This window comes from Phenylobacterium sp. Root700 (assembly GCF_001429025.1).
GTDB lineage: Bacteria > Pseudomonadota > Alphaproteobacteria > Caulobacterales > Caulobacteraceae > Phenylobacterium.
Map to the genome: position 1 here is coordinate 316,546 of NZ_LMHT01000034.1, position 21,535 is coordinate 338,080.

The following is a 21,535-nucleotide window of genomic DNA, read 5'->3' on the forward strand; positions in this document are numbered from 1 at the left end:
GGGCGGCCCATGAGAGACATGACCGAAGTCCTTCGACGCTTCGAGGCCCACGCGGCCGACGCGGCCGACGAAGATCGCAAGGCCACGCATGAAGTCTATGGCGAGAGTTTCGAGGACGCGGCCTTCGCCTTCATCGAGCGATGGCGGCCCGCCGCCGACGACCAGGGCGAGATCGAGGTCCAGCTGACCGACTGCGAAAGCGGCGAGCGCCAGTGCTTCCGCCTCGACCTTGTCGGGGGCGAGGCGGGGCTCTGCGACTAGCTCACTCGTAGACGAAGGCCTTGTCGTCGAGGTCGATCTTCGGCAGCTCGTCCTTCTCGGCCCAGTAATCCTGGCTATGACGCCACTCAGGCTTGGCCCCGCTCTTGGGCAGCAGATGCATGCCCCGCATCAGGTAGCCGGGATTGAAGTTCTCCGGATCGATCCACGGCTCCAGGGCCATGTCCTTGTCCTCGGGACGCAGGGCCGGAACCACCCGCTTCGCGCCCTTGGCCTTCATGTGATTGAGCAGGCGCGGCACGAAGTCGCCGATCAGGTCGGCGCGGAGCGTCCAGCTGGCCCGGAAGTAGCCGAACACCCAGATCAGGTTCGGCACGCCGGTGAACATCATGCCGCGATAGTTCACGGTCTGGGAGAAATCGAGCGGCTTGCCGTCGACTTCGAATTCGATGTCGCCCAGCACATTCAGGTCGAAGCCGGTGGCGGTCACGATGATGTCGGCCTCCAGGGTCTCGCCCGACTTCAGCAGCAGGCCAGTCTCGATGAAGCGCTCGATCTCGTCGGTGACCACCGAGGCCTTGCCCGAGGCGATGCCTTGGAACAGGTCGCCGTTCGGCACGAAGGCGATGCGCTGACGCCAGGGGCGGTAGCTGGGGGTGAAGTGCTTGTCGACGTCATAGTCCTCGCCCAGGAAGGCGCGGACCCCGGCCAGCAGCTCGGCCTTCACCACCTCGGGCTCTTCCAGCGTGCGACGGGTGAAGCCGGCCTGGTCGAACAGGATCTTCTTGCGGACGATCTCGTGGACCCAGTTCTCGTCGATCTCCAGCTCGCGCAGGGTGTCGGCCAGTTCGTTGACGTTGCGGCCCGGGATGAAATAGGTCGGCGAACGCTGCAGCAGGGTGACGTGGTCGACCTCGGCCGCGATGGCCGGGACCACGGTCGCCGCCGTGGCGCCGGAGCCGATGACCACGACCTTCTTGCCCTGATAGGCGAGGTCCTCCGGCCAGGTCTGCGGGTGGACGATCTGGCCCTTATAGGCCTCCATGCCCGGCCACTCCGGCGTGTAGCCCTGCGAGTGCCGGAAGTAGCCCTGGCACATCCACAGGAAATTGGTCGTGAAGGACGCGGTCTCGCCGGTGTCGGTGCGCACCGTCTGCAGGGTCCACAGATTGTCGCGGCTCGACCAACTCGCTGAAGTGATCTTGGTCTTGTACTGGATGTGGCGGGCCAGATCGTTCTCGTCGATCACCTCGCCCATATAGGCCAGGATCTCTTCGGCCGTGGCGATGGGCGTGCCCTTCCACGGCTTGAAGCGGTAGCCGAAGGTGTAGAGGTCGCTGTCGGAGCGGATGCCGGGATAGCGGTGGGTGAGCCAGGTGCCGCCGAAACTCTCCTGGGTCTCCAGCACCGTATAGCTCGTGCCGGGACTCTGCTGGGCCAGGTGGTAGGCCGCGCCGACCCCCGAAATGCCCGCTCCGACGATGATAACGTCGAAGTGCTGTGTCTTGGTGTGCGCCTTCACGGCGAGCGTTTCCGTCCCTGTCATCGGTCCCGTTCTTTTGTTGTTGGCGGATTCCCGCTTTTCCCCTCGCCGGCGGGGTATGCCCCGCGCGGTTCGGCTAATTGACGCCAATCAATATAGGTTATCGCTGATAACTGAAAGTGGGAGCGTGCGCTTGAACGGGGCGGCGCGTCGGCGCGCGAGGAACCCCTAGCCAGGCCCCTGCACGGCGTATTCCTTCATCAGCCCCTCATAGGCCTCGAAGGGCGGGAACTGCTCGAAGCTGTGGACCGCCGGCGTCACCGCCCAGGGCAGCCGCTCGCTGGTATAGGTCTCGATGAACGGCGCGAGCCCGCTGGGGTCGTCGAGCATCGAGGGGCGCAGGTTGACGAAGAAGTCGAGCCCCTCGGACCGCGTGAACATCCAGCTCATGCAGTGCGGACAGAAGTAGTGCCGCGATGAGCCGTGCAGCCCGCCGATCACCGGCTCGCCCTTGGTGACCGAGAACCCCTCGGCGGGGATCGCGGCGCTGAGAGAGAAGGCGCTGGCGCTCATCTTCTGGCAGCCCGTGCAGTGACAGGCCATGGTCAGCAGCGGCGCAGCGCTGATCTTCAGCCGCACCTGTCCGCAGCGGCATCCGCCTTCGCGCGGCGTATTCCATTCGCCCATGACCTGCTCCTCCGTGTCACCTCGCCATCATGCCGGGCGACCGCCCAGGGAGCCAGAACTCAGTCGCGCCATGTGGGGTTCGACCTCAGGGCGAAAGCGCGCCCGATGGTTGCAAGCGGCGAGCGAAACAGCAAAGCTTGCCGGATGACCAAGATTCCGACCTGGGCCCTTTGGGTCATCGTCATCACAAGTGGGCTATTCTTGGCCGCACGCTCGCTCCGCACACTTGTGTTCGGTCAACCCTTCACGCCTGCGGACGCTATATTGGATGTGTTTGGGCTACTCGTCTTTGCGCCGCAGCTCTATGCACGGCTTCGCAGCAAGAAGTAGACAAGCGCACGCCCAGACCTCAGTCGTACCAGGCGCGGTCCGAGCGCTCGATCAGGGCGAAGGCGCCCGCCGGGCCCCAGCTGCCGGCCGCATAGGGCTTGGGCGCCATGCCGGACTCGCGCCAGGCCTGGGCCACGCCGTCGATCCAATCCCAGGCGCGCTCCACCTCGTCGCGGCGGACGAAGAGCGTGCGGTTGTTCTGGATGACGTCGAGGATCAACCGCTCATAGGCGATGCGCCGCCGGGCGTTGGGGCCGGAATAGGCCTTGGCCAGGGACAGCGACAGCGGCAGGGATTGCAACCGCATGCCGTGCTCCGACAGGCCAGGCGCCTTGTTCATCAGCAGCAGTTCGATGTCCTCGTCCGGCTGCAGGTCGATGACCAGCCGGTTGGCGGCGAGGTCGGCCTTGGCCGCGCCCTCGAAGATCGAGTGCGGCACCGGCTTGAACTGGATCGCGATCTGGGTGCGGCGCTCGGGCAGCCGCTTGCCGGTGCGCAGGAAGAACGGCACGCCCGCCCAGCGCCAGTTGTCGATGTCGGCGCGCAGGGCGACGAAGGTGTCGGTGTCGCTCGGCTGACCGCGCTCGGCCTCGTAACCCGTCACCGACTGACCGCCGACCACGCCGGAGGTGTACTGGCCGCGCACGCTGACGGTCTGGACGTCGGCGCGGGTGACCGGGCGCAGCGAGCGCAGCACCTTGACCTTCTCGTCGCGAACCGAGTCCGGCTCCATGTCCGAGGGCGGCTCCATGGCCACCAGGCACAACAGCTGGAGCATGTGGTTCTGCACCATGTCGCGCAGGGCGCCGTACTCGTCGTAATAGGGCCAGCGGTCGCCGACCCCTTCCGTCTCGGCCACCGTGATCTGCACGTGGTCGATGGTCAGGTTGTTCCACAGCGGCTCGAACAGGGTGTTGGCGAAGCGCAGCGCCAACAGGTTCTGGACCGTCTCCTTGCCGAGATAGTGGTCGATCCGGAAAATGCTGTCCTCGGGGAAGACCTCGGCCACCGCGCCGTTGATGACCTTGGAGCTCTCCAGGTCGCGGCCGATGGGCTTTTCCAGCACGATGCGGGTCGTCGGCGTGGCCAGGCCCGCCTGGGCCAGCGCCGCGCAGACGCGGCCATAGATGCTGGGCGACAGCGCCAGATAGAAGATCGGGGTGCGGGCCTCGCCAATGGCCTCTTTCAGCAGGGCCGCGCCCGCCGCCGTGGTGGCGTCGGCGCCGACATAGTTCAGGCGCTGCTCGAAGCGCGCCCAGGTCTTGGCGTCGAGGCCTTCCGGGCCGGCGCGCGAACCGATGGCGTCCTTGGCCTCGGCGACAAAGGCCTCGCGGGTCATCTCGGCCCGCGCCGTGGCGACGATGCCGAAGCCGTCGGCCAGGAAGCCGTCGGCGTCGAGGAAGTACAATGAAGGCAGGAGCATCTTCTGGGCGAGATCGCCCGTTCCGCCGAAAAGAACGATTACATCGGCGAGGGGCTGCTCGGCCATCGGTGTCACCTTTTCGCGAGATTGCACTTAAGAGCGCGCATAGCGGCGTTCGGGGATGCAACGTCAAGTCCTTCTCGCCGGTTGCCCCCTTCAGACGTGTGGAATTGGATCGAACCGCGCCGCGACGCGTTGTCCGTTCGGCTGTCGGGCGGAAGCAAAATGAGTATCGAAGAGCTGAGCATCGGGCTGGAAAAGCCCCCGACACGGCTGGCGCTGGAAGGCGCCGCCCTGTTTCTGGACCTGGACGGCACGCTGGCGCCCATCGCTGAGCGCCCCGAAGACGTGCAGCCCGATCCGCGCCGCACGAACCTGCTGGAAGCGCTGGATAAGCGGTTGTCCGGCCGCCTGGCGGTGGTCAGCGGCCGCTCGCTGTCGGAAATCGATCACATTCTCGAAAGCCGCGTCACCTGTGTGGCCGCCATCCACGGCCTGGTCCGCCGCGACGCCCAAGGGGTGATCGGCGAGGCCGCGCCGCATCCGGGTCTGACCGCGGCGCGGGCCGCGTTGCGCGACTTCGCCGACGGCGACAGCCGCCTGCTGGTCGAAGACAAGGCGCTGAGCCTGACCCTGCACTATCGCCAGGCGCCCGACCGCGCGCCCGAAGCGATCGACCTGGCCGAAAGGCTCGCCACGGTGACGGGCCTGACCCTGCAACCTGGCGACATGGTGGTGGAGCTGCGCACGCCCGGCGCCAGCAAGGGCGACTCGATCCGCGCCTTCATGACCGAGGCGCCGTTCCGCGGCGCCAGGCCGATCTTCCTGGGCGACGACCTGACCGACGAGCACGGCTTCTTCGCGGTGCGCCAGCTGGGCGGCTACGGCGTCCTGGTCGGGCCCCAGCGCAAGACCACGGCGATCTACCGGATGGACAGCGTGGAGACCGCGCTGTCCTGGCTGGAGGCGGCGCGATGAGCCGCCTGATCGTCGTCTCCAATCGCGTCAATCCGCCCAGCGGCCGGGGCGATGAAACCGTCGGCGGCCTGGCCATGGCGCTGGCCGCCGCGCTGCGGGAATATTCGGGCCTGTGGTTCGGCTGGAGCGGTAAGACCACCCCGGAATTCAACGGCCACCTGAACCTGCAGCGGGTCGAGGGCGTGACCGTGGCCACGGTCGATCTCGAGGAGGCCGACCTCAACGAGTATTACAACGGCTACGCCAACAAGACCCTGTGGCCGCTGTTCCACTATCGCCAGGACCTGACCGCCTACGACCGCTCGTTCAACGAGGGCTATGAGCGGGTGAACCGGCGGTTCGCCGAGACCCTGCGGCCACTGATCGAAGACGGCGACCTGATCTGGATCCACGACTATCACCTGATCCCGATGGCCCGGGAGCTGCGCAGGCTGGGGGTGAAGAACCGGATTGGTTTCTTCCTGCATATTCCCTGGCCGGCGCACCAGCTGATCACCACCCTGCCCCGCCATAAGAAGCTGGTGGAGGCGCTGTTCGCCTACGACCTGGTCGGCTTCCAGACCCCGGAATACCGCCAGGCGTTCGAGGAATACGTGCTGAGCGAGGCGCACGGCGTCGCGGTGGGCGACGGCGCCCTGCGCGCCTTCGGCCGCACCGTGCAGGTCGGCGACTTCCCGATCGGCATCGACGCCGTCGAGTTCGGCGAGATGGTCCGCTCGGAGCGGGCCAACCGCACCTATGACGTGATGGCCGCGCACACCGCCTTCCGCAAGATGATCGTCGGCGTCGACCGGCTCGACTACTCCAAGGGCATGGAGGAGCGATTCCTCGGCTTCGAACGGCTGCTGGCCGATCATCCCGAGCTGCGCCGCGAGGTGCTGATGCTGCAGATCGCCCCGATCAGCCGCGAGGGCGTCGAGGCCTATCAGGAGATCCGCGCCCGGCTGGACGCCTTGTCGGGCCGTATCAACGGCGAGTACGCCGACATCGACTGGAACCCGGTCCGCTATGTGAACCGCAACTACCGCCGCGACGAGCTGGCCGGCGTCTATCGCGCCGCCAAGGTCGGGCTGGTCACGCCGCTGCGCGACGGCATGAACTTGGTGGCCAAGGAATTCGTCGCCGCCCAGGACCCGGACGATCCGGGCGTGCTGGTGCTGTCGCGGTTCGCCGGCGCCGCCAACCAGCTGCAGGCGGCGCTGATCATCAATCCGAACAGCCCCGAAGACATCGCCGAGGCGCTGAACCGCGCGCTGAACATGGAGCTGGCGGAGCGAATCGAGCGTTGGCGCGCTCTCTTCGACAACGTCCAGCGCGAGGACGTCACCGCCTGGCGCGACGCCTATGTCGGCGCGCTCGCCGCCGTGCGGACCGGCGTCCCGCGCAAAGCCGCCGAGGGACCGCTCTATGGCGAACAAGCTCGCCCGCTATCAGTCCATGAGAGACTTTACCCGGACCGCCGAGCCCAGCGGCCAGAAGAAAGCCCGGCCGTCGAAACGCCTGCGCTACGTGATCCAGAAGCACGCGGCGACGAGACTGCACTACGACTTCCGACTGGAGCTGGACGGGGTCTTCAAGTCCTGGGCCGTGACCAAGGGACCCTCCCTCGACCCACACGATCGTAGGCTGGCGGTCGAGGTCGAGGATCATCCGCTCGACTATGGCGATTTCGAAGGCACGATCCCCAAGGGCCAGTACGGCGGCGGCGCGGTCATGCTGTGGGACCGGGGCTATTGGGCGCCGGAGCCGGGGACCGACGCGCACGAGGGTTTGGAGAAGGGCGATCTGAAGATCGTGCTGGAGGGCCAGCGCCTGCACGGCGGTTTCGTCCTTGTACGGATGAAGCACGATCGTGACGGCGGCAAGCGCGAGAACTGGCTGCTGATCAAGCACCGCGACGCCTTCGCCCAGGAGGGCGACGCCGACGCCCTGCTGACCGACAACGCCAGCTCCGTGGCCTCGGGCCGGACGATGGAGGCCATCGCGCAGGGCAAGGGCAAGGGCCCGACCCCGTTCATGAAGGCCGGCAAGGCCAAGGCCCGCGCCGACGACGTCTGGCAGAGCAAGCCGAAGGACAAGACCCCCGCGACCAAGCCGCTGCTGGCGTCGGCGCCGCCGAAACTGCGGCCCGCGCCCCTGCCCGACTTCGTCCTGCCGCAGCTGTGCAAGTCGGTGGAACGGCCGCCGCAGGGAACCGGCTGGGGCCACGAGGTCAAGTTCGACGGCTACCGACTGCAGATCCGCGTGGAGAACGGCGAGGCCGTGGTCCGCACCCGCAAGGGCCTGGACTGGACCGAGCGGTTCGGCGCCATCGCCAAGGCCGCGGCCGATCTGCCCGATTGCATCCTCGACGGCGAGGCGGTGGCTTTGGACCAGGAGGGGCAGCCCAGCTTCCCCGCGCTGCAGGCGGCGCTGTCGGACGGCGCGACCGACACGCTGGTCTATTTCGCCTTCGACCTGCTGTTCGCCGCCGGGGGCGACCTGCGCGGCCTGCCGCTGCGGCGGCGCAAGGAGGCGCTGAAGCTGCTGCTGGGGGGCGATGATCGGCGGCTGCGCTATGTCGAGCATTTCGAGACCTCGGGCGACGCGGTCTGGGCGTCGGCCCGGCGGCTGAACCTGGAAGGGGTGATCTCCAAGAAACTAGACGCCGCCTATCGCTCGGGCCGTTCGGAGAGCTGGACCAAGGCCAAGTCCCGCCCCGGCGAGGAGGTGGTGATCGGCGGCTGGACCGGCGAGAAAGGTCAGCTCCGCTCGCTGCTGGCCGGCGTCCACCGCGACGGAAAGCTCGTCTATGTCGGCCGGGTCGGCACAGGCTTTGGGAGCCGGGCCGTCGCGCGCGTGCTGCCCAAACTGCAGGCGCTGGCCAGCCGCTCCAGTCCGTTCAAGGGCCCGAACGCTCCGCCGAAGGAACCCAACGTCCATTGGGCCAAGCCAGAGCTGGTGGCCGAGATCGAGTTCGCGGGCTTCACCAGCGACGGCAATGTCCGCCAGGCGGCGTTCAAGGGCCTGCGCGAGGACAAGCCCGCCCAGGAGGTGGAGGCCGAAACGCCCGAACCCACGCCGCGTCCGGCGGCCAGCAAAGGAAAGTCCGGCATGGGTGAACCCGTCGTCATGGGCGTGACCATCTCCAACCCCGACAAGGCGCTATGGCCGAACTCGGCGGACTCAGTCGAGCCAGTGACCAAGCTGGAACTGGCCCGCTACCTGGAAACGGTCGGCCCGTGGATGATGGAGCACATCGAGGGCCGGCCCTGTTCGATCATCCGCACGCCGGACGGGATCGGCGGCGAGCAGTTCTTCCAGCGCCACGCGGGCAAGGGCTCGTCCCCCTTGATCGAGCAGGTGCAGGTCAGCGGCGATCACGCGCCCTATCTGCAGGTCGACCGGGCCGAGGCGCTCGCCGCCCTGGCCCAGATCGGGGCGACCGAATACCACCCGTGGAACTGCCGACCGCATGAACCGGAGACGCCGGGCCGGCTGATCTTCGACCTCGACCCCGGGCCGGGCGTCACCTTCGACGACGTGGTCGCCGCCGCCCGCGACGTGCGCGACCGGCTGGAGGAGCTGGGCCTGACCGCCTTCTGCAAGACCACCGGCGGCAAGGGGCTGCATGTCGTCACCCCGCTCAGCCCGCCGAAGGGCAAGCTCGACTGGCCGACCGCCAAGGCCTTCACCAAGCAGCTCTGCGAGGCGATGGCCGCCGACGAGCCCGATCGCTACGTGGTCAACATGGCCAAGAAGCTGCGCGATGGCCGGATCTTCCTGGATTATCTGCGCAACGACCGGCTCTCCACCGCCGTCGCGCCGCTGTCGCCGCGGGCCAGGGACGGGGCCACCGTCTCCTTTCCACTGACCTGGAGCCAGGTGAAGGCGGGCCTGGATCCGCTGCGCTACACGATCCGCACCGCGCCCGCCCTGCTCAAGAAAACCACCGCCTGGGCCGACTACGCCGCCAGCGAACGGCCCCTGGAAACCGCCATCAAGCGTCTGGGCTGAAACAAGTTGGCCTCATCTGGGGCGCGAAGATGAACCTAACCCGACCACGATGGTTCAGCTTGGGCTCAGCGGCCTCCCGCCATGATGGCTGCAACAGTTTGAGAAGGAGAGATCGCCATGAGGAAGATCCTGACCGCCGCCATCGCCCTGTCGGTCCTGGCCGGAGCCGGCGCCGCCAGCGCCCAGCCTTACGGTAATGGCAATGGCCATCGCGATCACCGCGACGACCGCCGCGCCGAGCAGCAGTACGACCGCCGTGTGGATAAGGCCGAACGCAAGTACGATCGCGACGTCCGCAAGGCCGACCACCGCTATCGCGCCAGCGCCTATCAGCGTCCGCACGGCTATTATCACCGCCAGTGGACCCGCGGCGACCGCCTACCCCCGTCGTACCGGGCCGACCGCTACCGGGTCGACTATCGCCACTACGGCCTGCGCGCGCCGCCCCGCGGCTACTACTACACCCGCGTCGACAACGACGTGGTCCTGACCGCCGCCGCCACCGGCCTGATCGCCTCGGTCATCGTCGGCATGTTCCAGTAGGACTTCAGATCCTCCCCCCTGGGGGAGGTGGCGCGCGAAGCGCGACGGAGGGGGCTGCAGCAGGAGTCGTAGTNTCTGGTGAGCTTAAGACGCCCGCTTCCGAGCGGGCGTTTTTCGTGCGGCGGGCTTCTTTTCCGGCGCGCGCGGCGCGGCCTTCCGGCGTGATCCGCCCTCGCCCAGGCTGCGGCGCAGGGCCTCCATCAGGTCGATGACCTCGGCCTCCTTGGGCTCGGCGACCGGCGCGGTGACGCCGTGGTTATTTTCCTTCTCGGCGATCAGCTTGCGCAGCGCGGTCTCGTAGCGGTCGGTGAACTCGCTGGCGTCGAACGGCCCCTCGAGCTGGTCGATGATCTTCTCGGCGATGGCGACCATCTTGGTGTCGGCCTTCACGTCGGGAATGCTCCCGAAGAACTCGGCCGGATCGCGCACCTCGCTGTTGGAGCGGATGGTGTAGGCCACGATGCCCTGGTCGCGCGGCTCCAGCGCCATGACCCGTTCGCGCTGGTGCATGACCACCCGGGCCAGCGCCACCTTGCCCGCCCCGCTCATCGCCTCGCGGATGACGCTGAAGGCCTCGACCGCCATCTCGCCGTCGGGGGCCAGGAAATAGGGATCGTTCCAATAGAGCCGGTCGATGTCGGCCTCGTCGACGAACCGCTCGATGTCGATGGTGCGGGTGGTCTCCAGCCGCACGTTCTTGATCTCCTCGTCGGTGACGACGACGTAGCGGCCCTTCTCGATCTCGTAGCCCTTGACGATATCGGCCCGCTCGACCGGCCCGGTTTCGGGATCGGTGGGGATCATCCGGATGCGGTTGTGGGTCTGCTTGTGCAGCATGTTGAACGAGACGTCGGCGCTGCGCGAAGTGGCCGTGTAGAGGGCCACGGGGCAGCTGACGAGCGACAGGCGCAGATAGCCCTGCCAGGTGGGGCGCGTGGCCATGTCCGGACTCCGCGGAGCTGATCAGAGTCAGGAAACGCCGAGCTTAGCGATTCAGTTCGCCGGCAGCCCCAAGGTCGGCAGGACGAGCGCCTGCTGGACATCGAGCTGGCCCTTGCGGAAGCCCTCGCGCACCCCGCTCTGCGCGCCGAATTCGACCAGCTGATCCCTGGCGCGGCCATAGGCCGGCCAGTCGATGTCGCACCGGGGCGCGCCGGTCTTGGCGAAGGCGACCCAGCAGCCGTGCATCAGCTTGGCCATCGCCTTGTCGTCGGCCGCCACCATGCTCTCGGGCGTGCGCCGGCCCCAATATTCGAAGACGTACTGGATCTCGGCGGCGTGGGCGGCGCTGGTCACGCCCATCGGCCGGAAGCGCGAGCCGACATAGGAGAAGTGGTAGAGCCAGGCGGGCGCGCCATCCGCCGCCTCGGCCGCGACCCAGCGGGCCGGCCCCACCATGTAGCGGTCGCCGAACGCCGCCCGCACCAGGGCCTCGTCGCCCTTGGCGGCCTCAGCGGCGTAGGGCGCCTTGACCGCCGCCGGTATCGCCGCGGCCAGGGCCGAGGCGTTGGGCAGGCTGCGGCCGATTAGCGAATCCTCGCCGGAATTGGCCCCGATGATCAGCGGCACGTCGCTCTCGCGCCCGGCGGCGAAGGCCTGGGAGGGCGTCTCCTTCAGCAGCCGGCCGTCGACGAACGGGCCGTAGTCGCCGCTCAGGGTTTGCGCGATCAAGCGGTCGGCGGGAACAGCGCGCAGATCGGCGGCGGTGGCGTTCTCCAGGCCGAGCTTGGCGGCGACCGCGACGCCGTCCGCCTCCTTGCCGGCCAGGGTGGAGGGCGAGAACCAGCCGCCGCCCGACTGCACCGCCGCCTTCTGATAGAGGCCCTTGGCCTTGGGCGTGGCCAGGATCGCCAGGGTGCTCATGCCGCCGGCGCTTTCGCCGAAGACCGTGACGTTCTTCGGATCGCCGCCAAAGGCCGCGATATTGCGCTGGACCCATTCCAGGGCCGCGATCTGGTCCATCAGGCCGTAGTTGCCGACCGGCGCCTTGCCGGCGGCCTTGGTCAGGGCCGGGTGGGCGAAGTAGCCGAGCGGGCCGAGGCGATAGTTGATCGAGACCAGCACCACGCCGTCGCGGGCGAAGTTCTGGCCGTCATAGATCCAGCCCGCGCCGGTGCGGTGCGAGCCGCCGTGGATCCAGACCATGACCGGCGCCTTGGCCGCGGCCCCAATTTTGTCGTTTGGGGGCGCAAAGACATTGAGCTGCAGGCAATCCTCGCTGACCGGCCCATTGGCGCTGCCGGAATTGGGCGAGCCGTCGGCGTTCATCTGCTGAGGGCAGGAGACGCCATTCTTGCTGGCGTCGCGCTCACCCTTCCAGGCGAGCGGCTTCTTCGCCGCCGCCCAGCGCAGGGCGCCCGTCGGCGGGGCGGCGTAGGGGACGTTCTTGAAGATCGCCGCCCGGTCGGTCTGCGTCCCGGCCAACACGCCGCTCTCGACCTTGACCGTGACGCTCTGGGCCTGAGCGGCCGTGGCCAGCGCCAGCATGCCCAAGACGATCGCACCCATTCGCAGCATGGCGTTTCCCCTGACCCGACGGCCGGCGAGCATTCGGCCGGCGGGGGCGCAGGTCAAGGCGACTCCACCGTGAGGTGCTTGACTCTTGCGCCCGCAAATCTAGAACAAAATGAGAACAAAGGATCAAGGAGCCATGTCCGGATTTCGCGACGGCCGCCTGGCGGCGCTCAAGGCGAAGATCGCCGCCCTCGAAGCGGGCGGACGGGCGGACTCTGAATCCCTGCCGTTCGGGACGCCCCAGATCGACGACTGTTTTCTGGGCGGCGGCCTGGCTCTGGGCCAATGGCACGAGTTCACCGGGGCCGGGATGGAGGTCGAGACCGCCGCCTCGCCGGCCGCCTTCGCCGCCCTGGTCGCCGCCCCGCTCGCCCAGCGCGGCGAGGCGGTCTGGGTGCTGCGCCGCGACGACCTATTCGCGCCGGGACTGGCGGGCCTAGGCTTTCCAGCCGAGCGGCTGATCCAGGTCTGCGCCCGTGACGAGGCCGAGGCCCTGGCCATCGCCGAGGACGCCCTGGCCAGCGTCGGCGTCGCCGCGGTCTTCGCCGAGGTGGAGGCCGTCGACCTCACCGCCGGCCGGCGGCTGCAGCTGGCCTGCGAAAAGCGGGGCTCCACCGGCTTCGTGATCCGCCGCCGGCCCTATGGCGGGCAGGAGCGCAAGACCGCTTCCGGCTCAGCGGCGGCCACCCGCTGGAAGATCGCCCCGGCGGCCAGCCAGCCTGGCCCCGGGGAATTTGGCCTCGGCCCGCCGCGCTGGCGGGTCGAGCTGGAACGCTGCCGGGGCGGCCGCACCGGCGCCTGGCTGATGGAGGCCCAAACCGCATTCACCTGGGAGGCCGGACATGGCCCGCATCCTCTGCGCCTGGTCGCCGAATTGGGCGATCGCCAACTGGCGTCGGCGGAACCCGTCAGACTCTCCGCCTGAGCCCTTCGGCCTGATCGAAACCGTCAAGGGCGCGCGCCGGCTGGCGGCGGTGGACAAGGCCGCGCGCGCCGCGGGGCTGCACGCCGGCCAGAAGGCGACCGACGCCATGGCCCTGGTCCCGGGTCTCGTCACCGCCGAGGCCGAGCCGGAGGCCGACGCCGCCGCCCTCACCGCCCTGGTCGACTGGGCTGTCCGGTATTCCCCCGCCGTGGCGCCCGATGCGCCGGACGGCCTCTTCCTCGACATCGCCGGGGTCTCGCACCTGTGGGGGGGAGAGGCAGAACTGGTGGCCGACTTCCGGGCGCGGCTGGCCGCCAACGGCCTGTATTTCCGCTGCGCCGTCGCCGACACGCCCGGCGCGGCCTGGGCCCTGGCCCACCATGGCAAGGGCGCGGAGATCATCGCGCCGCCGAACGGCCAGGCCGACCTGCTGGCCTATCTGCCGCCCGCCGCCCTGCGGCTGGAGCCGCAGGCCGCCGCCCAGATGGAACGGCTGGGCCTGCGCCTGCTGTTCCAGATCATCGGCTTGCCGCGCGCGCCGCTGGCCCGCCGGTTCGGCAAGCAGACCCTGATCCGGCTGGACCAGGCCATGGGCCGCGCCGACGAAGCCCTGACCTTCCGTCGCCCGCCGCATCCCTGGTTCGCGCGGCTGGCCTTCTTCGAACCGATCAGCGCGCTGGAGGACCTGCAGCGGGTCAGCTTCGATGTCGCCGCCAAGCTCTGCGCCCGGCTGGAGCGCGAGGGGCATGGCGCCAAGCGCTTCGTCATCGCCTTCCACCGGGTGGACGGAAAGGCCCTTCCCCTGACCATCGGCCTGTCGCTGGCCGGCCGCGATCCAGTCCGCATCGCCAAGCTGCTCGCCCCCAAGCTGGAGACCATCGACCCCGACTTTGGGATCGACGTGGTGACTCTGGAGGCCGAGGCGGTAGAGCCGGTGTCCGGCCGCCAGGTCCGGCTCGACACCAGCACCGAGGCGGCGGTCGAGGACGGCCTCGCCCCCCTGGTCGACCGCCTGACCAACCGGCTGGGCGAGGGCCGGGTCTGGAAAGCCGCGCCGGTGGCGAGCCACGTCCCCGAACAGTCGAGCCGCCACGCCGCCCCGCTGAAGCCGGCGACGGGCGGCGGCTGGAACCCCGAGGCGCCGCGTCCCCTGCGCCTGTTCCGCCAGCCCGAGCCGCTGGAGAACGTCATGGCCCTGACGCCGGATGACCCGCCGCGCCAGTTCCAGTGGCGCAAGCGCGTCCACCGCGTCCTCCAGGCCGAGGGGCCCGAGCGCATCGGCGCCGAATGGTGGCGGGCCGACATCGACACGATCAGCGTCAGCCACGTGCGCGACTACTACCGGGTCGAGGACCAGGAGGGCGCGCGCTTCTGGGTGTTCCGCGAAGGCCTCTACAGCGCCGGCGCCGAAGCCCGCTGGTGGCTGCACGGGGTGTTCGGATGAGGCGCTCGCCCCCTCAGTCAGTTTCACTGACAGCTCCCCCAAGGGGGGAGCATCCAAGACGTTCCAGATCCTCCCCCTCTGGGGGAGGTGGCGCGCGCAGCGCGACGGAGGGGGCTCGGGCGTCGTCATGACCCGCTACGCCGAACTCCAGACCACCACCAATTTCTCGTTCCTGCGCGGCGCCTCGCACCCGCATGAGTTGGTGACCGAAGCCGGCGTCCTGGGCATGGCGGCCATCGGGATCACCGACCGCAATTCGCTGGCCGGGGTGGTCCGGGCCTGGTCTCAGATGCGGAAGCTGAGAGGGACGCCGCTGGCGGTGAAAACCTTGACCGGCTGCCGCCTGGACTTCGCCGACGGCACGCCGTCGCTGCTCTGCTACCCCTCCGACCGCGAGGCCTATGGCCGCCTGACCCGCCTGCTGACCGTGGGCCAGCTTCGCTCGGAGAAGGGCGAGTGCGACCTGCGCTGGGCCGATTTCACTGAACATTCCGAGGGTCAGCTCATCCTCGTCGTCCCGCCCCCCCGGCTAGACGAGGACTTCGAGCGCCGGCTCACCCAAATCGCCGGCGACCTGCGCGGCGACGTCTGGCTGGCGGCGTCGCGACCCTATGGCGCGCGCGATCTGCATCGGCTCTCGCGGCTGGCGGCGCTGGCGCAGTCCGCCGGCGCGCCGATGGTCGCCACCAACGACGTGCTCTATCACCGCCCCGACCGCCGGAACCTGCAGGACGTGCTGACCTGCATCCGCGAGACCTGCACCATCCACGACGCCGGCCTACGGCTAGAGGCCAATGGCGAGCGGCATCTGAAATCACCCGCCGAGATGGACCGGCTCTTCATCCGGTTCCCCGGCGCGGTCGAGCGCAGCGCCGAGATCGCCCAGCGGGTCGAGTTCGACCTTGGGCAGCTTAAGTACGAATATCCCGATGAGCCGGTGCCGCCCGGCAAGACCGCGATCCAGCACCTGCGCGACCTGACCTGGGAAGGCGCGGAGTGGCGTTTCGAAAAAGGGATGGGCGAGAAGGAGCGGCGGACGATCCAGCACGAACTCGACCTGATCGAGAAGCTGGGCTTCGCCAACTATTTCCTCACCGTCCACGACATCGTCCGGTGGGCGCGGGGCAAGGAGATCCTCTGCCAAGGCCGGGGATCGGCGGCCAATTCCTGCGTCTGTTTCTGCCTGGGGGTGACGGCCGTCGACCCGACCAAGGACGACCAGGACCTGCTGTTTTCCCGCTTCATCTCCGAGAAGCGCGGCGAGCCGCCGGACATCGATGTCGACTTCGAGCACGCCCGCCGCGAGGAGGTGATGCAGTACGTCTACCGCCGCTATGGCCGTGATCGCGCCGCCATCGTGGCGACCGTCATCCACTACCGGCCGCGCATGGCCATCCGCCAGGTGGGCAAGGCGCTGGGCCTGACCGATGACGTCACCGCCGCGCTCGCCGACACCATCTGGGGAAGCTGGGGCGAGGAGGTGCCCGACAGCTATGTGACCCAGGCGGGGCTCGACCCGACCAATCCCGAGATTCGCCGGGCGGTGCGCCTGGCCACCGAACTGCTGAAGTTCCCCCGCCACCTCTCCCAGCACGTGGGCGGCTATGTCCTGACCCAGAGGCGGCTGGACGAGACCGTGCCGATCGGCAACGCCGCCATGAAGGACCGCACCTTCATCGAGTGGGACAAGGACGACATCGACGCCATCGGCCTGATGAAGGTCGACATCCTGGCGCTGGGCATGCTGACGGCGCTGAAGAAGAGCTTCGACATGATCCCGCAGGACGACCCCACGGTGGGGCGCAAGATCACCGATATCGCCCACATTCCGCAGGAGGAAAAGGGCGTCTACGACATGCTCTGCAAGGCCGATTCCGTGGGCGTCTTCCAGGTCGAGAGCCGCGCCCAGATGTCGATGCTGCCCCGGCTGCAGCCGCGGAAATTCTACGACCTGGTGGTCGAGGTCGCGATCGTGCGTCCTGGCCCGATCCAGGGCGACATGGTCCATCCCTACCTGCAACGGCGGAACAACCGCGACCTGATCGACTATCCGCGTCCTGGCCCTGAGCATCCTCAAGACGAGTTGGAGGGCATCCTCGGCAAGACCTTCGGCGTGCCGCTGTTCCAGGAGCAGGCCATGCGGATCGCCATCGAGGCGGCGAAGTTCACCGACGACGACGCCGATGGACTGCGCCGCTCCATGGCCACCTTCCGCCACCTGGGCAATGTCGGGGACTACGAGACCAAGTTCCTGGAGGGGATGAAAGGCCGCGGCTACGATCCGGCCTTCGTCGAGCGCTGCTTCAAGCAGATCGAGGGCTTCGGCTCCTACGGCTTCCCGGAGAGCCACGCGATCAGTTTCGCCCTGCTGGTCTACGCCTCGGCCTGGGTGAAGTGGCGCTGGCCGGACGCCTTCCTGGCGTCGTTGCTCAACAGCCAGCCGATGGGGTTCTACCAGCCGGCCCAACTGGTCCGTGACGCCCGACAGCATGGGGTGGAGGTGCGCGGCCCCGACGTGCTGGCCAGCGACTGGGACTGCACCCTGGAGACCGCGACCAAGGAAGATCGGCTGCGCGCGGTGCGCCTGGGCCTGCGGCAGATCAAGGGGTTCAGCGAGGAGGAAGCGGGGCGCCTGGTCGCGGCCCGCAAGGACGGCGTGCGCAGCATCGATGACTTCGCGGTCCGCGCGGGCCTGTCGCGTCGCTCGCTGGAACTGCTGGCCGAGGCCGACGCCTTCGCCTCCCTCGGCTTGACCCGGCGCCAGGCGCTGTGGGCGGTGAAGGGGCTGGCCGACGAGACGAACAGCCTGAAGACCGCGCCGCTGCTGGCGGCCATGGGTGTGGTCGAGCATCAGGTGGAGCTGCCGTTGATGAACCTGCCGCAGGAGGTGACCGAGGACTACCGGACCACCAGCCTGTCGCTAAAGGCCCATCCGGTCGGCTTCTTCCGCGAGAGCTTGAAGAGCCTCGGCGCCGTTCCGGCCCGCGAGCTGGCGCACATGCGCGACCGCAAGCTGGTCAGCGTCGGCGGGCTGGTGCTGGTGCGCCAGCGGCCGGGCACCGCCAAGGGCGTCACCTTCCTGACCCTAGAGGACGAGACCGGCATCGCCAACATCGTGGTCTGGAAGGACGCCTTCGACGCCAATCGCAAGCTGGTCATGACCTCCTCGTTCCTGGTGGTCCACGGCCAGATCCAGAGCGAGAGCAACGTCGTCCACGTGGTCGCCCGCCGCTTCACCGATCTCTCGCACCGGCTGTCGGAAATGAAGGAGGAGGACGGCCCGGCCCCGCGCATCCACAACCGGGTCACCGGCGCCCTGGTCCGCAGCCGCGATTTCCACTGACCCGCCTTGATCATGTAGAGTGGGGCCCAAGAAACCCTGACAGGGAGGACGCCATGTCCGCCGCAGTTCAGCTTCTCGTCGGCACCCGCAAGGGCGCCTGGATTTACCGCAGCGACGCCGAGCGCAAGACCTGGTCGGTCCAAGGACCGATCTTCCTGGGTCACATCGTCAACCATCTGGTGCTCGATCCGCGCGACGGGAAGACGCTGCTGATGGCGGCCTCCACCGGACACCTCGGCCCCACCATCTTCCGCTCGACCGATGGCGGGGAAACCTGGGCGGAGGCCCAGCAGCCGCCGGCCTTCCCCAAGGCGCCGACCAACGGCGAGGCCCCGGCCCGCGCGGTCGATCACAGCTTCTGGCTGGAGCCCGGCCACGCCAGCGAGCCGGGGGTCTGGTGGGCGGGCACCTCGCCGCCCGGTCTGTTCCGCAGCGCCGACGGCGGCGCGACCTGGGACAGCGTCGCCGGCTTCAACGACCACCCGATGTACTGGAACTGGTGCCCGGCCGACGGCGGCACGCCGGACGGGGCGCTGCTCAACCAGATCCAGATCGACCCGCGCGACGCCGCGCACATGTACATCGCCACCTCGACCGGCGGGGTGTTCGAGAGCCGCGATCAGGGCGCCAGCTGGGCGCCGCTGAACCAGGGGGTCGAGGCCAATTTCATGCCCGATCCCTATCCGGAATATGGCCAGGACGCCCACTACATCGCCCTGGCCCCGACCATGCCCGACCGGATCTGGCAGCAGAACCATTGCGGCATCTACCGGTTGGACCGGCCGGGCGAGCGCTGGAACCGGATCGGCCAGGCCATGCCCGCCGAGATCGGTGACATCGGCTTCACCATCATCCCCCACCCCAGGGAGGCCGACACCGCCTGGGTCTTTCCGATGGACGGCACCGAGGTCTGGCCGCGGACCAGTCCGGGCGGCAAGCCGGCCGTCTATCGGACCCGCGACGCCGGCGCGAACTGGGAGCGCCAGGACGCCGGCTTCCCGACGCAGCAGGGCTGGTTCACGGTCAAGCGCCAGGCCTTCTGCGCCGACCAGGCCGCGCCGCTCGGCCTCTATCTGGGCGCCACCAACGGCGAGGTCTGGATGAGCGACGACGAGGGCGGGTCATGGCGGACCATCGCCCAGCACCTGCCGGAGATCTATTCGGTGGTGGCGGCGCCGCTCTGATGGTCCAGGTCTTCATCCCCTCGCAGCTCACCTCCTACACCGAGGGGGTCAGCCGGCTAGAGGCGGCCGGCGACAGCATCGCCCGCGTGCTGGACGATCTCGACGCCCGGTTTCCGGGACTGAAGTTCCGGGTGGTGGACGAGCAGGACCGCATCCGCCGCCACATGCGCATCTTCCGCAACGGCGACCGCGCGCAGGACCTCGCGCTCGCGGTCGGCGACCACGACGAGGTGCTGATCTTCGGGGCGCTGTCGGGAGGCTGAAGCACCGACTGCGACCAAATGTCCGCCGCTGATCGAGGCCGCGTTTACACCCGATTAGCCGCCCCGATGCGAGGCCCCGCCGCGATTTCGCGCACGATCCACGCTGCGCGGCGAGAGAGAGCCATGAGCGCCGAAGTTCGTTTCCCCACCCGCACCATCGCCCTGGTCCTCGCGGTTTCCGCCTGCCTCATCGGTTGGCTCATCTGGACCGGCGAGAACATCGGCGGAAAGCTGACGGGCGCTAGCGAGCGCGCCACGGCCGGCGCGCAGGTGTTGGGCGAAATGGCGCGACTGGACGAAGCCCTAACTGGCTCGGCCCGGCTGGCCGCCGCCACCGGCGAGCCGAAGTGGAAGGCCCGCTATGACCAGCTCTCGCCGCAGTTCGACAAGGCGGTCGCCACGGCCCAGGCCCTGGCCAGCCCCGCCCTTCGCGACCAGTACAAGAGCACGACGGACGCCGCGAACGCGGCTTTGTTGAAGCTGGAAGGCGAAGCTTTGGCCGCGGCGACCCCGGCCGACGCCCAGGCGATCCTGGACGGCGCCGACTACACCCAGGCCAAGCAGATCAATCTTTCCGGCGGCGAGACCTTCGCCAAGGGTCTGCAGGCCGAAACCGCCGCCGTCGTCGCCTCCGCACGCGCCGCCCAGCACCGGTCTCTGATGCTCACCCTGGCCGGCTCGGTGCTGATGGCCGGCGGCTGGTTCGTCCTGATCCGCACCCTGCTCACCTGGCGCCGCAATCTCGATCAGGCCCAACGCGAACACGAGAGCCAAGTCGCGGCGCAGCGTGAGCTGGAGACCAAGCTGGCCGACGAACAACGCGCCGCCGCGCAGGAGCGTGAACGGGTCGCCGAGGCCAAGCGCGTCGCCGACATGAAGGCCGCCGCCGAACAGCAGGCGGTGGTCGGCGCCCTGGCCCAGGGCCTCTCGAACCTGTCGGCCGGCGACCTCACCTTCCGGCTCAACACCGCCTTCGCGGCCGAGTACGAGAAGCTGCGGGCCGACTTCAACGCCGCCGTCGCCAAGCTGCAATCGACCATGGGCGGGATCGCCGGGGCCTCCAACGGCATCCGCTCGGGGACCCATGAGATCAGCCAGGCCTCGAACGATCTGGCGCGCCGCACCGAGCAACAGGCCGCCAGCCTGGAAGAAACCGCAGCGGCCCTGGATCAGATCACCGCCACCGTGCGTCAGACCGCCGCCGGCGCCGAACGGGCGCGGCAATCCATGGCCTCCACCCAGACCGACGCCGAACATGGCGGCGAGGTCGTCACCCGGGCGGTCAACGCCATGGGCGCCATCGAGACCTCCTCCGGCGAGATCGCCAAGATCATCAGCGTCATCGACGAGATCGCGTTCCAGACCAATCTGCTGGCGCTGAACGCCGGCGTCGAGGCGGCGCGGGCCGGCGAGTTCGGCCGTGGCTTCGCGGTGGTCGCCTCCGAGGTCCGGGCCCTGGCCCAGCGCTCGGCCGAGGCGGCGCGCGAGATCAAGGCGCTGATCTCGACCTCCAGCGAACAGGTCGGGCTGGGCGTCGGCCTGGTGGCGCAGACCGGCGAGGCCCTGAAGCGGATCGTCGTCCAGGTGACCGAGGTCAACAGCGTGATCGCCACCATCGCCGCCTCTGCCAAAGAGCAGGCCACCGGCCTGGCCGAGGTCAATGTCGCGGTCAATCAGATGGACCAGGTGACCCAGCAGAACGCCGCCATGGTCGAAGAGGCCACCGCCGCCGCCAACGGCCTGGCCGGCGAGACCGGCGAACTGGCCCGTATGATCAGAGAATTCCGCACCGGCGCGGTCGACACCGAACGCCGCGTCGCCAGGGCGGCCTAACCTTCGGGTAGGATCTCGTCGGGCTCCGGCGTCACCGGAAAACGGACGGCGGCGATCTCGTCGTGGCCGGCCATCCAGGCCTTGGCCACGCGATGGCCGCCGTCCATCAACCGGCCTTGCGCGCAAAGAATGACGGGATAGGCGGGGTCGGCCTGGGCGATCCGCTGCGCATGCTTGGCGACTTCGCGGATGGTCGGAACGTGGCGTCCGACGAACCAGCAGTCCTGCTCGAATTCAGGAATATCAGCGAGCTTCACCGAGATCACCGGAAGCTCGGCGGCCAGGGCCCAAAGCCGCTGCGTCCACCAAAGTCCGCGCCCGCCGCCGATGGGGCGCGTGTACTTGTCAGCCATGAATAGGCCCTCCCTCC

The 21,535-nt window shown here is 68.7% G+C and carries 16 protein-coding genes and 1 pseudogene; 11 read left to right on the forward strand and 6 right to left on the reverse strand.

What is annotated here, in order from left to right; all coding sequences use genetic code 11:
* Positions 1 to 18 precede the first annotated feature (18 nt).
* A complete protein-coding gene (locus tag ASE02_RS19250; protein WP_056736413.1) occupies positions 19 to 261 on the forward strand; it encodes a DUF5961 family protein in 243 nt (80 codons plus the stop codon).
* Between the two features lies 1 nt (position 262).
* Here the strand turns inward: ASE02_RS19250 and ASE02_RS19255 are convergent, their stop codons facing one another.
* From ASE02_RS19255 to zwf, 3 genes are all read right to left on the reverse strand, one after another.
* Positions 263 to 1,765 carry an NAD(P)/FAD-dependent oxidoreductase gene (locus ASE02_RS19255; RefSeq protein WP_056736415.1) on the reverse strand — a complete coding sequence of 501 codons (1,503 nt, stop codon included), beginning with the start codon at positions 1,763 to 1,765 and terminating at the stop codon, positions 263 to 265.
* 165 nt (positions 1,766 to 1,930) lie between these two features.
* A complete protein-coding gene (locus ASE02_RS19260) occupies positions 1,931 to 2,389 on the reverse strand; it encodes a GFA family protein (protein ID WP_056736417.1) in 459 nt (152 codons plus the stop codon).
* Between the two features lie 349 nt (positions 2,390 to 2,738).
* On the reverse strand, positions 2,739 to 4,208 hold the full coding sequence (zwf, locus tag ASE02_RS19270; RefSeq protein ID WP_056736421.1) for a glucose-6-phosphate dehydrogenase: 1,470 nt from the start codon (positions 4,206 to 4,208) through the stop codon (positions 2,739 to 2,741).
* A gap of 159 nt (positions 4,209 to 4,367) precedes the next feature.
* Here zwf and otsB point away from each other — a divergent pair, with 159 nt between their 5' ends.
* From otsB to ASE02_RS19290, 4 genes and pseudogenes are all read left to right on the forward strand, one after another.
* On the forward strand, positions 4,368 to 5,120 hold the full coding sequence (gene otsB, locus ASE02_RS19275; RefSeq protein ID WP_056736422.1) for a trehalose-phosphatase: 753 nt from the start codon (positions 4,368 to 4,370) through the stop codon (positions 5,118 to 5,120).
* A pseudogene (gene otsA / locus ASE02_RS19280) lies at positions 5,117 to 6,484 on the forward strand (alpha,alpha-trehalose-phosphate synthase (UDP-forming)); the annotation flags it as partial. The gene otsB and the pseudogene otsA, both read left to right, overlap by 4 nt.
* Positions 6,485 to 6,557: 73 nt before the next feature.
* On the forward strand, positions 6,558 to 9,116 hold the full coding sequence (gene ligD, locus ASE02_RS19285) for a DNA ligase D (protein WP_235536759.1): 2,559 nt from the start codon (positions 6,558 to 6,560) through the stop codon (positions 9,114 to 9,116).
* Positions 9,117 to 9,233: 117 nt separating this feature from the next.
* Positions 9,234 to 9,659 (forward strand): RcnB family protein, encoded by a 426-nt coding sequence (locus tag ASE02_RS19290; RefSeq protein WP_056736427.1) that lies wholly within the window; start codon positions 9,234 to 9,236, stop codon positions 9,657 to 9,659.
* Positions 9,660 to 9,743: 84 nt separating this feature from the next.
* Here ASE02_RS19290 and ASE02_RS19295 read toward each other — a convergent pair whose 3' ends face one another.
* Both ASE02_RS19295 and ASE02_RS19300 read right to left on the reverse strand, forming a co-directional pair.
* Positions 9,744 to 10,601, reverse strand: coding sequence for a Ku protein (locus tag ASE02_RS19295; protein WP_056736430.1), 858 nt, complete (start codon positions 10,599 to 10,601; stop codon positions 9,744 to 9,746).
* Positions 10,602 to 10,652: 51 nt separating this feature from the next.
* Positions 10,653 to 12,176, reverse strand: a complete 1,524-nt coding sequence (locus tag ASE02_RS19300) for a carboxylesterase/lipase family protein (protein ID WP_162257200.1) — start codon at positions 12,174 to 12,176, stop codon at positions 10,653 to 10,655.
* A gap of 133 nt (positions 12,177 to 12,309) precedes the next feature.
* Here ASE02_RS19300 and ASE02_RS19305 point away from each other — a divergent pair, with 133 nt between their 5' ends.
* The 6 genes from ASE02_RS19305 to ASE02_RS22505 all read left to right on the forward strand — a co-directional run bounded on the left by ASE02_RS19305 (position 12,310) and on the right by ASE02_RS22505 (position 21,165).
* Positions 12,310 to 13,098 carry an ImuA family protein gene (locus ASE02_RS19305; RefSeq protein ID WP_056736434.1) on the forward strand — a complete coding sequence of 263 codons (789 nt, stop codon included), beginning with the start codon at positions 12,310 to 12,312 and terminating at the stop codon, positions 13,096 to 13,098.
* Positions 13,016 to 14,542 (forward strand): DNA polymerase Y family protein, encoded by a 1,527-nt coding sequence (locus ASE02_RS19310; protein ID WP_082602212.1) that lies wholly within the window; start codon positions 13,016 to 13,018, stop codon positions 14,540 to 14,542. Before ASE02_RS19305 ends, ASE02_RS19310 begins: the two co-directional genes overlap by 83 nt.
* 127 nt (positions 14,543 to 14,669) lie before the next feature.
* Positions 14,670 to 17,885 carry an error-prone DNA polymerase gene (locus ASE02_RS19315; RefSeq protein ID WP_056736435.1) on the forward strand — a complete coding sequence of 1,072 codons (3,216 nt, stop codon included), beginning with the start codon at positions 14,670 to 14,672 and terminating at the stop codon, positions 17,883 to 17,885.
* A 53-nt stretch (positions 17,886 to 17,938) separates the two neighbouring features.
* Positions 17,939 to 19,069 (forward strand): exo-alpha-sialidase, encoded by a 1,131-nt coding sequence (locus ASE02_RS19320; protein WP_056736437.1) that lies wholly within the window; start codon positions 17,939 to 17,941, stop codon positions 19,067 to 19,069.
* Complete coding sequence (locus ASE02_RS19325; protein ID WP_235536760.1) at positions 19,069 to 19,332, forward strand: MoaD/ThiS family protein; 264 nt, start codon at positions 19,069 to 19,071, stop codon at positions 19,330 to 19,332. The genes ASE02_RS19320 and ASE02_RS19325 overlap by 1 nt, the downstream gene beginning before the upstream one ends.
* 123 nt (positions 19,333 to 19,455) lie before the next feature.
* The gene (locus ASE02_RS22505) at positions 19,456 to 21,165 is read left to right on the forward strand and encodes a methyl-accepting chemotaxis protein (protein ID WP_056736439.1); all 1,710 of its coding nucleotides are present in this window, start codon (positions 19,456 to 19,458) and stop codon (positions 21,163 to 21,165) included.
* On the opposite strand, the gene ASE02_RS22510 is transcribed toward ASE02_RS22505, so the two are convergent.
* On the reverse strand, positions 21,162 to 21,518 hold the full coding sequence (locus tag ASE02_RS22510; protein WP_056736441.1) for a hypothetical protein: 357 nt from the start codon (positions 21,516 to 21,518) through the stop codon (positions 21,162 to 21,164). The genes ASE02_RS22505 and ASE02_RS22510 overlap by 4 nt on opposite strands.
* Positions 21,519 to 21,535 lie beyond the last annotated feature (17 nt).

What these genes read in the sequence shown, in the direction of transcription:
- zwf (WP_056736421.1), bottom strand. Translation starts at nt 4,208, where the DNA reads ATGGCCGAGCAGCCCCTCGCCGATGTAATCGTTCTTTTCGGCGGAACG.
- ASE02_RS19325 (WP_235536760.1), top strand. Translation starts at nt 19,069, where the DNA reads ATGGTCCAGGTCTTCATCCCCTCGCAGCTCACCTCCTACACCGAGGGG.
- ASE02_RS19310 (WP_082602212.1), top strand. Translation starts at nt 13,016, where the DNA reads ATGGCCCGCATCCTCTGCGCCTGGTCGCCGAATTGGGCGATCGCCAAC.
- ASE02_RS22510 (WP_056736441.1), bottom strand. Translation starts at nt 21,518, where the DNA reads ATGGCTGACAAGTACACGCGCCCCATCGGCGGCGGGCGCGGACTTTGG.
- otsB (WP_056736422.1), top strand. Translation starts at nt 4,368, where the DNA reads ATGAGTATCGAAGAGCTGAGCATCGGGCTGGAAAAGCCCCCGACACGG.
- ASE02_RS19260 (WP_056736417.1), bottom strand. Translation starts at nt 2,389, where the DNA reads ATGGGCGAATGGAATACGCCGCGCGAAGGCGGATGCCGCTGCGGACAG.
- ASE02_RS19295 (WP_056736430.1), bottom strand. Translation starts at nt 10,601, where the DNA reads ATGGCCACGCGCCCCACCTGGCAGGGCTATCTGCGCCTGTCGCTCGTC.
- ASE02_RS19250 (WP_056736413.1), top strand. Translation starts at nt 19, where the DNA reads ATGACCGAAGTCCTTCGACGCTTCGAGGCCCACGCGGCCGACGCGGCC.
- ASE02_RS22505 (WP_056736439.1), top strand. Translation starts at nt 19,456, where the DNA reads ATGAGCGCCGAAGTTCGTTTCCCCACCCGCACCATCGCCCTGGTCCTC.
- ASE02_RS19300 (WP_162257200.1), bottom strand. Translation starts at nt 12,176, where the DNA reads ATGCTGCGAATGGGTGCGATCGTCTTGGGCATGCTGGCGCTGGCCACG.
- ligD (WP_235536759.1), top strand. Translation starts at nt 6,558, where the DNA reads ATGAGAGACTTTACCCGGACCGCCGAGCCCAGCGGCCAGAAGAAAGCC.
- ASE02_RS19320 (WP_056736437.1), top strand. Translation starts at nt 17,939, where the DNA reads ATGTCCGCCGCAGTTCAGCTTCTCGTCGGCACCCGCAAGGGCGCCTGG.
- ASE02_RS19305 (WP_056736434.1), top strand. Translation starts at nt 12,310, where the DNA reads ATGTCCGGATTTCGCGACGGCCGCCTGGCGGCGCTCAAGGCGAAGATC.
- ASE02_RS19255 (WP_056736415.1), bottom strand. Translation starts at nt 1,765, where the DNA reads ATGACAGGGACGGAAACGCTCGCCGTGAAGGCGCACACCAAGACACAG.
- ASE02_RS19290 (WP_056736427.1), top strand. Translation starts at nt 9,234, where the DNA reads ATGAGGAAGATCCTGACCGCCGCCATCGCCCTGTCGGTCCTGGCCGGA.
- ASE02_RS19315 (WP_056736435.1), top strand. Translation starts at nt 14,670, where the DNA reads ATGACCCGCTACGCCGAACTCCAGACCACCACCAATTTCTCGTTCCTG.